Origin of the sequence: Synechococcus sp. H60.3, from assembly GCF_047462295.1 — a bacterium.
Taxonomy (GTDB): Bacteria; Cyanobacteriota; Cyanobacteriia; order Thermostichales; family Thermostichaceae; genus Thermostichus.
Genome location: NZ_JANSIY010000090.1, coordinates 1 through 10793, shown reverse-complemented (window position 1 = coordinate 10793; position 10793 = coordinate 1). Strand labels below are relative to the sequence as shown.

The 10793-nt window shown below is 53.0% G+C and carries 9 protein-coding genes and 1 CRISPR repeat array; all 9 genes read right to left on the bottom strand.

From position 1 onward, the window contains the following. Positions 1-38: 38 nt before the first annotated feature. A CRISPR array of direct repeats spans positions 39-1010; the repeat unit is 29 nt; unit sequence CGGTTCACCCCCACGGGTGTGGGGACAAC. A gap of 19 nt (positions 1011-1029) precedes the next feature. Continuing rightward, positions 1030-1302 (bottom strand): type I-E CRISPR-associated endoribonuclease Cas2e, encoded by a 273-nt coding sequence (gene cas2e / locus NW841_RS09740; protein ID WP_414335467.1) that lies wholly within the window; start codon positions 1300-1302, stop codon positions 1030-1032. Beyond that, positions 1302-2249, bottom strand: a complete 948-nt coding sequence (cas1e, locus tag NW841_RS09735) for a type I-E CRISPR-associated endonuclease Cas1e (protein WP_414386208.1) — start codon at positions 2247-2249, stop codon at positions 1302-1304. The genes cas2e and cas1e overlap by 1 nt, the downstream gene beginning before the upstream one ends. 26 nt (positions 2250-2275) lie before the next feature. Continuing rightward, entirely contained in the window at positions 2276-2908 is a 633-nt protein-coding gene (gene cas6e / locus NW841_RS09730; protein WP_414386207.1) for a type I-E CRISPR-associated protein Cas6/Cse3/CasE, read from the bottom strand. Next, positions 2890-3537, bottom strand: a complete 648-nt coding sequence (gene cas5e / locus NW841_RS09725) for a type I-E CRISPR-associated protein Cas5/CasD (RefSeq protein WP_414386206.1) — start codon at positions 3535-3537, stop codon at positions 2890-2892. Before cas5e ends, cas6e begins: the two co-directional genes overlap by 19 nt. Before the next feature lie 3 nt (positions 3538-3540). After that, positions 3541-4686, bottom strand: coding sequence for a type I-E CRISPR-associated protein Cas7/Cse4/CasC (cas7e, locus tag NW841_RS09720; RefSeq protein WP_414386205.1), 1146 nt, complete (start codon positions 4684-4686; stop codon positions 3541-3543). A 72-nt stretch (positions 4687-4758) separates the two neighbouring features. Further along, positions 4759-5358, bottom strand: coding sequence for a type I-E CRISPR-associated protein Cse2/CasB (casB, locus tag NW841_RS09715; protein ID WP_414386204.1), 600 nt, complete (start codon positions 5356-5358; stop codon positions 4759-4761). Between the two features lie 11 nt (positions 5359-5369). Beyond that, a complete protein-coding gene (casA, locus tag NW841_RS09710) occupies positions 5370-6944 on the bottom strand; it encodes a type I-E CRISPR-associated protein Cse1/CasA (protein ID WP_414386203.1) in 1575 nt (524 codons plus the stop codon). Positions 6945-6960: 16 nt separating this feature from the next. Further along, entirely contained in the window at positions 6961-9636 is a 2676-nt protein-coding gene (cas3, locus tag NW841_RS09705; RefSeq protein ID WP_414386202.1) for a CRISPR-associated helicase Cas3', read from the bottom strand. Beyond that, positions 9633-10619 (bottom strand): helix-turn-helix transcriptional regulator, encoded by a 987-nt coding sequence (locus NW841_RS09700; protein ID WP_414335455.1) that lies wholly within the window; start codon positions 10617-10619, stop codon positions 9633-9635. The genes cas3 and NW841_RS09700 overlap by 4 nt, the downstream gene beginning before the upstream one ends. Between the last annotated feature and the right edge of the window lie 174 nt (positions 10620-10793).

The following is a 10793-nucleotide window of genomic DNA, read 5'->3' as shown; positions in this document are numbered from 1 at the left end:
CAACTCAACAAGCCGCAGATTCTCGCGCTGTTCGGGGACGGTTCACCCCCACGGGTGTGGGGACAACGAAACGCCGCCGGAGCGGCGGCGGCGTCAAGGCCGGTTCACCCCCACGGGTGTGGGGACAACGCCTATCCCCGTTCCGGATCACGAGCTGGTTGACCGGTTCACCCCCACGGGTGTGGGGACAACTGACCTCAGGAAGACTCTGCCGTCCAGCGGGACTGGTTCACCCCCACGGGTGTGGGGACAACGGACAGGAGCAGGCCGTCCGCTACCTGCAACACTTCGGTTCACCCCCACGGGTGTGGGGACAACGACCAACACTCCCGCGACCGTTTGGGAAGCGGACGGTTCACCCCCACGGGTGTGGGGACAACAAGAAGCTCCTGGAGGAGAGGCTCCTGGACAGAGGCGGTTCACCCCCACGGGTGTGGGGACAACTAGGGGCCCAAGCGGGTACTGGCAGTCTGATGGACGGTTCACCCCCACGGGTGTGGGGACAACAGGGGCCCAAGCGGGTACTGGCAGTCTGATGGACGGTTCACCCCCACGGGTGTGGGGACAACGCGACACGAAATCCTCCAGATCCTCGTCCGTAACGGTTCACCCCCACGGGTGTGGGGACAACTCCCAGTATTGGGCGTGATAGATCTCACGCACCTCGGTTCACCCCCACGGGTGTGGGGACAACCCCAGCACCACTTTGGCAATCGACTCTGGACTGAACGGTTCACCCCCACGGGTGTGGGGACAACCGGCGGTCGGGGGTAAGCGGGGGCGCTAGCGGCCAGGTTCACCCCCACGGGTGTGGGGACAACGCTGTGGCAGCCCTGATGGGGGCAGTGTCGGAAACGGTTCACCCCCACGGGTGTGGGGACAACACTAACCCCCAAGTGGTGGCGACTCCACCAGCTCCGGTTCACCCCCACGGGTGTGGGGACAACTCTCGGATCTGCTCCACTCACTGCAACGGAGAAGCGGTTCACCCCCACGGGTGTGGGGACAACTCTTCGATTTTTGCCGATTTTAGTAGGTTTTGACCAGCAGCACCCCTTCTATGTCTACTAGCTGCCGCGAGGGATCCCCGATGCTTCTGGCCCAGAATCCCTGCTCTGAGTTGATGGAATAGACCATCAGTGCAGAGCCGTCGCCGATTTTGCTGGTCACCCGCGCCCACAGTTCTTCTCGAACCAGAGCCGAGACGCGACCGACAAAGACCCCCGCCTTGATCTCAAACAGCCAGCGGCTTAGGTCTCCCCTCAAACTTGCTGGGACATTCTCCAAGATGAAAACCACCATTAGTCCGGCGTTGCCTCATCTAGATCTTCTCCGTAGCTCACTCCCCCCTCAACAGCTCCCTTCTCGTTATCCCAAAGAGCACCCAAAGGGCTAGACTCGTCCTGAGTAGATCTGAAGCCGAGGATGGCGTCAACATCGTCTATGATTCTCTGCATCAACCGATGCTCTACAAACTTTTCTCGACACAGTTGCCTGGTTCTCGACTCAAAGTTTGGCATCAATTCAGCGGCAGCCTTGAAGGCAGCAGGAATAGTGATCTCTGTTTTGTAGAGATCAGCAACATCATAAACAAAAGATAAGGGCTTGCCTATGTGAATAAATCCCAGCGCAGTTGAATAGCCTACGGCATTGAGCGCTGCCTGGCAAACGGAGTAGAGGCAAGTATTGGCAACAGAAAGAGCTCGATTAACGGGATCAGCACATTCCCATTCCTTGAGCTTATAGGAGCGTCCTTTCCACTTTACCCCTGTTTCCTTGCTCAGGCGATTGTAAACAGTTCGCACTCGCACTCCCTCTAGGCCACGAATCTGCTCAAGGGTTAGCCCTTCTTTTAGAGGTTCGGGAAAGCGAAAGGAATACATACGCCGAACCACTTCCATATGCTGGACGGGATCTGCCCAGAGTTTGGCCTGGTGATAAAGCCTTTCCACGCTGCTAGAAGGATGGGATCCGCTGGCATAGAAGCGTAGCCCATCTTCGCCAACCCACTGGACTGAGCAGAGGCCATCGGCCAAGTTCTTAATAGCAGCGTGAGTAATTGCCGTTCCGGGGCCTAGCATTAAAGTTGTCAAGCTGGCACAAGGGATTATATATCTGCCATCTTCTTGCAAAACGGCAACAGCTTTAGCATCTTGCTCAATTCGGCACCGTTCCACATAGACGAAGCTTATGCTATCTCGAACCTTTGGGATAGAACGTAAACTTTTCGCAGTTGTCTTTGTGCTCATAAGATACTCTCCTTTAGAAGGCAAAACTAATAGGGAAAGTAGCTGATCTTGCTAAGTGATAGGAGTCCGCAGCCGTAGGAGCGCCCTCGCCCAATTCCTTGTTGCACTGCTTTGACCAAAGCTTCAGCATCAGTTACCCGCAATATGCCCTGGAACAAAACGGTGTGGATACGAACTGGCCCGGAGAGCCCCTTTTTGATCCCAAATATTTGCGGCGACGGGATCCCTTCTGCAGCCAACACCTCAAACCCATGCTGCTGGCCCTGGCGGCGGAGCCATTCCAGTTGATCCTCAGAGCGAAAAAAGCCAATAATCTTGTGGGTCTTCCTATCTCGCTTGCTGGGATTTGCTCGAAGTCGAAACTGAAAGCATCTTCCCTTACTTAGAACTTCTGGCTTTAGGTCAAAGATTTTGACTTCCGGATCCCTTTGGACATAACCCTGGGGCAAGCGAGACCAATCTGGTTGAATGGCTGATTGTACCAGGAGAGTGCAGCCATCGGGTTCTTGACGGTAAAGAATATGCCAATCGGAGCGAGGGGTTTTGGTGGGTTGATCGGGAAAACCATGCATAATTCGCTGGTGCAAAGCGTGAGCATTACTGAGCTCTCGCTGCACCAAAAGCTGTCGCTCGTTGAGGATCAGCCGGGAAAGATACATATCACCTCCGGGAGTTTATAGTATTCTGTCTTCACAGCCCGGCAACCGAAACGCCGTGGCTGCCAGCTCAAAGGCACATCTTGGCGCACATCTAAGCTCTCAGGAACCTCCAAAACAAAGCGAAGTTGAGAGGGACACTGCTCGCGTCTAGAACACTCATAAGGATGCTGACGCAAAGCTTCCAGCAAGGGCTGCTCCACAAGCCCCAATCGCAAAGGGCGGCTGGGAATAAAACTCTTCCGTCCTAGAAACACTTGCCAGTGAGGTTTTTGCAAAGCTTGATCCAAGGTTCTCAGCAAATTAAAATCCCCTTCCAATCCCACCAGGTAATCCCCATCCGCTACGTAGTAGCGCTCACTAAGCGTCGTTTCCGCTTTACGCCTATCGTGCATATTGTTTTGCACTGTGTGGAAGTCTTTGCGAAGGATCCCTTCCTTATTCACTCGCACCCCCATTCTGAGGGCAGCTAGATCATCAACAGGTTCCCAACGAGGGCGACCCAGTGCCGCGCAGAGGATCCCGATGACAGCCGACTTTGTAGGCTCACGACGGCTATCGCGATAATCAAACTGGCTGTGGTCGCCCCAGCTCATCATCGGGGCCCGCAATCGCATGAGAAGCGTAGTCATGATCTAAGCTCCTTTGCCGTTGTTGGCCACGCCAAGAGCTTTGAGAGCACTATTTAAGAGCTCTTCTACAGAATCTTTCTTGCTAGATTTGAGTACGTTAAGTCTCTCGGCTAGCCTATCAAGGGCAACAACGCCCTTATACTGCACATCAGCTTCTCCATACATCTTGATAAGTGATCCCCAATACTCATCTAAAGCTTTAACGGCATTTTCCAGTAGGCTAAATCCTCCACTAGGAGCAACCGGGTTTTCAAAGGCATCCACCAAGGAAATAGGCTGCCCTTCTCGAACTACCACCATCACCAATGCTGGCCGAGTGTGAGCGGCAAATCCGTTTTGATGTCCGCTGGGCACAGCATGAATGAAAGCCGTAGCAAAAGCCTTGATAATGGATCCTAGATGTTCAGTTCCACCTAGATTTTCAACCAACTGCTCCTTATCGAGAACAGCAAAGCGGTAGTAGGTAGAGCTGTTGTACCCCGTCTCGCCCATGTGGTCGGCTCCGGTGTCCTCACTACTGCCCAGGTCGTCTACGGCTGTGAAGAAGTCAAATTCTTGTTGCAGGACGTTAATACTAATTGCATGGGCCACTTGAACGGCAGCATCGACATTGACTGTGGGTAGCGAGGCCATCATCCGACCGAACAAAGCTACATCACCCGGTTTTCCTGTATCAACCAAAGCTTTCTCGATCGCCTTAGCTATGTTGGGATCCTTTTGGGGAAGCTTAGGCTTTTCCTCTCGTAAGCTGGATTCGATGGCAGACCAGTTTTTGATTAGGATTTCGGCAATTGCATCAAGTTCTGTCTTACCCAAAAATACAATAGTGGTGGCTTCGTTCTTATCATTAAACTTGAGCTTAAGCCCTTCCTCTAAGGCCAGCCGAGCAACCAGCTCAGCTTGCTCATCAGGGATCCCTGCCTTCACAAGCTTAGATTTCAACTCAGGGATCCAGTTACGAGAGCGATCGGCAAAGTGAGCCGGGTCTAGCTTGGCATATTGGTAATAGTATTTTCGCGCTGCCCGCTTCTGGCACTGGCTAGAGATTCGCGCTCGCGGACGACCACCGAATATCGTAGATTTGGGCATGCCATTTTCATCGCGGTTTAGGTTAGCAGGAGGGAAACTTTGAATCAAATGAATTTCCATTCGCATGGCTATTTCTCCTCTAAGGTATGGTGTCGGAACAAGTCTGCTAGCTTAAACAGAGGCAAGTGCCTCTCAGCCTACATCCTCTTTGAAGTCATCGGAGACCTCGAAACTTACATTATCAGTTTCTTCTGACCTTGCAGATCCAGAAGAAGGTGATTGCCAAAAAGTTCTAGCCCATTTATCTTGAACAACTTGATCGGGGTGGTTCCATAAGCAAAGGTCAACGATCAAACGTGGGTAGTAAACAGAAATCCTCCTCTCCTTTTTGCTCTTCATCTGTCGCACTAGAGCTGTGATTGGATATTCGATATAGTCAAGATCGGTCTCCAGAAGAGCTCTAAACCTTCGTTCTGGGCCTTTAGATTCAGTGCTGTCTTGCAGTTCCCGACAGCTTTTCGCAAAGTTACCGGCATCCGGTTCTGCATCTTGATCATGGTAAACAGAGAGACACGCCACAAAGATCCAGATATCCTGTTCTTGTTCGGGGATCCCTTGCAAATAGGGCAGTACAAAGGGGTAAATTTTTCGTAAGTGGTGGTGCTCGCCGGAAAGTGCCCGCTTGAAGGCAACTTTGGCGCCGGTGTCGTTTTTAAGGCGATCCTTAATTTCCTGTAAGAACTTTTTTGCTCGTTCTAGTCGATTATGAGAAGAGATTTGAGTTGTAGCCATAACTTAGACTCCTATTGGACAACGGCTTGCTCCTTCTTCTGCTTTTTCTTAGCTGTTTTTTGTTTTTGAGCTTTCTTTTCCCTTGGGTCGGCGCGAAGCTCTGCTAGTTTCCACTCCAGTGTGCGCAAGGCAGCTGCTCTGGCCTGATGATTGCGAATAGACTCAATGGATTCGGTGAAGGCTCTCCGAGCGGCATCTTGTACAGTCTTAATCCAGGCAGGTAGAGTGGTAAGTCCATAGCGGGTAATGCCATCAGCTACAGTTTGGTTATCTTGGGGTAAATCATGAAGTAGCCTTGAGAAAGCTTGGTCTAGAATTGCCCAGTAGCGAGACTCTCCATCTAAAGCTTTGGATAGCTTCTCAGTCTCTCCGTTTTTGAGAACCTCTGCCAGAGAAAAGTAGGGGCTGCCTTTAAAAGATCGAAAGATTTGTTGATGGTTCTCGGCAATTCCAATAGCGCTTTTTAAGCTCTGCGCCAACTCCAAATCTGTAACAAACTGTATTGGAACTGAAAATCGAGCCGAACTCCATCCTAAAGGTTTAGCCTGGTCAGCGCTCATACCCAACACTTCAAATACAACCAAATTATTGACCAATTCTTCTGACTTGAGCTCAGCTAGCCAGTCCACAATCCGAGGACGGGTTTGCTTGCTAGCCGTCAAGAGAAAACTGTCCGCATCCCGCCACAACTGTCTGTGTAAAGATAGACGCACTGGTTTACCTTCTTTATAGGCAACGCTACATTCCCACTGCCGGGCCTCTACACCCTCGGGTAGGGAGTTGCCCATAGTGATAGCCAATTGCTGCACTCGCCCAGCTTCTGAAAACAGCCGCAGCCGCCGCCAGGGAAAGGTTAAGTAGTGGATGTATCCCGCAGGGATTTCTTTTTTCGGTTGGCCAGTGTAGCCAACTTCGGTTTCCCAGGTGGGTACATCTTCTCCAGCTACCACACTCGGTATCTCATTCTCTGGGCTATACTGCATCAAGTTCAGCATCAGCGTCTCTTTTAAGGTTCTTCCTTTTAAAAGGACATTGGCAACATTCATAGTCGGAGTGTTTACAGCAGAGCGATTGCCACTGTCTTGCCCGACATAAAATGCCCTTAGGCTGGTGATATCGACTCCCTGTAGACGCACCAATAGTCGAGCAGCTTCCGGCAAGGAGATGCTGTAGCCGCTCCATTCGTGTTCATGAGAGAATACTTCAGAGGTGCTCATGGTATGGATGGCGTAGACAGGCACGGCTCTTTCTATAGGTAAAGCTGGATCCTGCATGAAGGGGTTAGTGGGATGGAATAGGTCAAAACAATCTTGACTACCCTGCAAGTACTCAACAACTCTCTTTCCATTGTCTTGAAAGATTTCCTTCCAGTGATCTGTATCTGTCGGCCCAAGATAGGCTCGGTGCATAATTGCCAGTAGAAAACGGTAGAGGGCTAAAGTGGTAGGCGGATTATCTCCTCGAATCTCTTTTAGGCTTTCCCACTCTCTAAACAACTCAACTAAAGACAACTCTTGGATCCGAAAATCGGGATCGAGTACAGGGATCCACTTTTCTCTGGTGAGATTAAAGGATTGGCTCTCCATGAGCTCCTCCCCAACGTTAGCTGTCAACCTTCTCGATCACGATCCCTAAGTTAGGATCCAACCGTAGCCGCCAGTTGCCAATCTGGGCCCACCCTTCGGCGTTCAAGACAACGTAGCGACAGTTACGCAGCAGAGCAGATGTCCAAGTTTTGGGGTTCTCCCGCCTCAGCAGCTCCTTTACAAGCTCCTGGCGGGAAGCAATGCGAACACTGTGGGCCAGTAACTTACGAATCATCGGCAAGCTGGGCTCAGTTTCTAGATCCACTAGATCGTGAGAGCCGGGAAAGACTAAACTGCTCTTCCCTTGTTGCAAGAAAATTGTTACTACTGAAGGCTGCCCAAGTCTGGTAACGGCAGCGATAGTGCTTTCGTCATCCTCTTTTTTTAGGTAGGTAAACTGTTCGGGCCTCACATCAGCATGTGGCGGCGGGATCTTTACTTCATTAGCTCGAGATCTTTTAGCATCCTCTTCTTCAACTTTGTACTTTTCCAAAGAGTCGTTCCAATCTTTGGAATGAACTGGCTCTAAGTTTTCGGGGGTAGGTCTCTCCAGGTCATATACTGATTCAATTAAGTCGTCAATTTCTTCAGGTAGTTGCACGTTTTGGCGCTGTCTCAGAGTCAACCAACTGCGTAGGAGAATGTGCTGATCGTAGATAGAGCTACTCTCCCGAAAATTAGCTCTGCCCTCAGCGTCCAGCTCTGGTTTCACTATCCACAAGTAGGGAGCAGACAGCTCAGGTGGTCGCTTATCCCGCCGATGGCGGTGGAGTCGCCCAGAGCGTTGTAGAAGAAGATCAATGGGAGCTAGGTCGCTAATCATTAAGTCAAAGTCCACATCTAGGCTTTGCTCAATGACCTGAGTTGCTATCAAAACAAAGTGAGAGGGACGTCGATGTCCTTTTTTGCCAAATTTCTCTAAGCATTCTTTCTCAATCTGCTCTCGATCTTTGAACAAAAAGCGCCCGTGAAATAAACCCAATTCTTCCGGCAGAAAATCATTTTGGAGATGCTTAAACACTTGCTGGGCGCGATCAACCGTTGAGCAGATAACAGCAACGCACCCACCCCCTTTGGAAAGCACTTGCCGGAGTTCTGCGGGCCATTGGTCATCCTGAACCCAGCGGATCCCTAGTTGACGGCGCACGTGCTCCGAAGGAGCAAAAGACTGAGCTAGAGCTGCTCCAGAAGCCAAAGCAGTGATGCGAGGATAGGCCGCCCTTGGCAAGTCGGGCGGGGGCTGTCCACAGCCCCTGGCATAGGCAGCCAGCAATCGTTGGCGGGTACCGGCGGGCAGGGTGGCCGAGAGGGCGATCACGGGGGATCCCAAAACGGCTGCCCATTCCAGGAACCGCTCTAGCAGAGTGCTGGTGTAGAGGTCGTAGGCGTGGATCTCGTCCAGGATGATGGTGCGGCCTGCCAGACCAAACAGCCGGACAAACTGGTGGCGAGCCCGTACTGCACCCATTAGGGCTTGATCAAGGGTGCCCACCCCGTAGGGACTGAGCAGCGTTCGCTTGCGGGCAGTGTGCCACTCGCTGGCAAAAACCCCCTTGCCCTCCTGGTCGTAAACCTGATCTAGGCGGCAGACAGTCTCTAGGTAATCTTCTTTGAGAGCTGCTGCCCCATGGCTGAGGGTCAGGTTCACGGTGGCATCGGGATAGCGCTTTTGCAAAAATGACTTGACGCGCTCGAACATGGCGTTGCTGGTTGCCTGGGTAGGTAAGCCGATGTAGAAACCGCCGGCTCCGCTTTGGTGCTGCAGATGGTCAGCCAGGTAGAGCGCCGCCTCGGTTTTGCCCTCCCCCATGGCGGCCTCGACAATGACCAAGCAGGGTGGAGCCAGCCTATCCTTCAGGGCAATGGCTGCCGATTGCAGCGGTCGCAGCTCGCTGATGAAGTCAAAGAGAGCCTCAAAAGTAAGAGGGCTGCCTGTGGGGGGCGCAACCCAGCCTTGGGCCTTCAGGGCTTGCCGGGCTTTTTCAGGTATCCCCTGAGCGTAGGTCTCAAAGGGCTCGTCGTTGGCGTAGGGAAAACTCTCCGCATTCGAGGCAATCCAGTCCGCAACGGTTGTCAGGCCGGCCAAGATCATGGCGGCGGCATTGTCGCAGCGGGTGGGGATCCCTTCTCTTTTCAGCCCAACAAAACTTTGTAGTTGCTGGAAAATCTCTCGACGAAATGGGATCCACTCCCCTCGACCGACATCGTCGGGGGAGAGACTTTGAATATCCTGAAGTCCCGGGAAAAAGCCATGATGACCGCCGACAATAGCTGACAATTTTTGGGCCAGTTTCTTTGGCAGTTCCAGCTCTTCCAGAAAGCTGGGCAGGGTTGCGGCGGTCACTGTTCCGTGAGGAGTTGGTTGGCCGGTGTTGGGATAGCTGCGCCACAGATCGTAGAGACGGGATCCCACCAGGGCTTTTCCCACTTCGCCAACTTGAAACTGAAAGGCAGGACTGACCTTGCCCAGGTCGTGGCAGCCTGCCATGAACCCGCAAAAGCGAGCTAAGGGATCCCCTTCCAGCCCCAACCCTGCCGAGAGCTGCTGACGGGCAAGGGGGCTGAGGTAGGTTTGCACGATCTCGATGGCCACGGCTGCCGTATCGGCTAGGTGGCAGAGGACGGGATGGTATAGAGGTCGGCCATCTTCTCGCAACTGTCCCTGTCCGGTCTTGGCCCAAAACTTATTCATGGCGACGGCTCCTTGTCGGTGTAGCGCTGACTCATTTCGCAGATCTCTTGCCGCATCATGTCCACCAACTCCGGGGGCTCCAGCACTCTGGCTCCTCTGCCATAGCCCAACACCCAGCGCTTGACGTCATTCATCCCCTGCACGGTTATGCGCAGAACCAGGGATCCGTCTGGGTTTTCTTCGATGACTTGGGTTGGATGCCAGCGCCGCTCCCGAATGAAGGGTGCCGTTTGGGCATCAAACCAAATTCCCACCTGGCGAGGGATCCCGCCCGCCTCATGCTGAAAAATCATTGCCAGATAGGCTTTAGCATCGAAGTTGGGATCTATCTCAAAAGTGTCCGCCAAGGTTTTGAGAGCCAGAATCCTGTCCACTCGGAACCAGCGCACCTCTTGTCTTTTGTGACACCAGCCAATCACGTAGGGATTGGTGCCGCGGTAGATGTGCAAGAGATAGGGATCCAACTTCCGTTCCGACACCTGATCGCCTCGACTGGCGGTGCGATAGCGCATCCACACTCGTCTTTTTTCCCGACAGGCGTCCTCCAACTGTTGCCAAATCTCCCAGTCCAGATGGGTTTCCGCCCCCGCCCGAAAGATGAGACGCTCATCGGCTAGCTGCTGGAGATCCAGCCACTCCTGCTCCGGAAGCCGTTGCGCCAACCGCCCAATCGCCGAGCGCAACTGCGGGGCATAGGCCGATCCTGCGTAGGCTTCCAGCATTCTCGCTCCCAAAGTCAGGGCAAACAGTTCCCCCTTGGTGAGGGGTATCGTCGGCAGGCGCCATTCCCGATCGGTGTAGTGATATCCCTTTTCGCGGCTGACTTTGATGGGGGCTTGAAAGCGATCCTTCAAGAAGCTGATGTCTGCTCGAACAGTCCGTTCGCTCACCTCCAAAGCCTCAGCCAGCGAAGCGGCTGTCTGCCGCTGCTCAGAGCGCAGCAGCACGTCCAGCTTCAGGATCCGCTCTAACTGGCGTAGCATTGCATACCTCAGCAAGGATGAGCGCATTCTAAACAACTCACCCGGCAAAAACACTTCCGACTTCTCTAAAGATTTGCTGAAGGTTGAAACTTCCTGCTCACGGGGATCAGCATGAACCCTGATTGGACAGGCCAGACAGGGCCGAGAGCGACCCTAGAAGCTGCCTATCCGGCC

Coding starts and splice junctions, on each gene's coding strand:
- cas2e (WP_414335467.1), bottom strand. CDS start 1,302: ATGGTGGTTTTCATCTTGGAGAATGTCCCAGCAAGTTTGAGGGGAGAC.
- cas1e (WP_414386208.1), bottom strand. CDS start 2,249: ATGAGCACAAAGACAACTGCGAAAAGTTTACGTTCTATCCCAAAGGTT.
- cas6e (WP_414386207.1), bottom strand. CDS start 2,908: ATGTATCTTTCCCGGCTGATCCTCAACGAGCGACAGCTTTTGGTGCAG.
- cas5e (WP_414386206.1), bottom strand. CDS start 3,537: ATGACTACGCTTCTCATGCGATTGCGGGCCCCGATGATGAGCTGGGGC.
- cas7e (WP_414386205.1), bottom strand. CDS start 4,686: ATGGAAATTCATTTGATTCAAAGTTTCCCTCCTGCTAACCTAAACCGC.
- casB (WP_414386204.1), bottom strand. CDS start 5,358: ATGGCTACAACTCAAATCTCTTCTCATAATCGACTAGAACGAGCAAAA.
- casA (WP_414386203.1), bottom strand. CDS start 6,944: ATGGAGAGCCAATCCTTTAATCTCACCAGAGAAAAGTGGATCCCTGTA.
- cas3 (WP_414386202.1), bottom strand. CDS start 9,636: ATGAATAAGTTTTGGGCCAAGACCGGACAGGGACAGTTGCGAGAAGAT.
- NW841_RS09700 (WP_414335455.1), bottom strand. CDS start 10,619: ATGCTACGCCAGTTAGAGCGGATCCTGAAGCTGGACGTGCTGCTGCGC.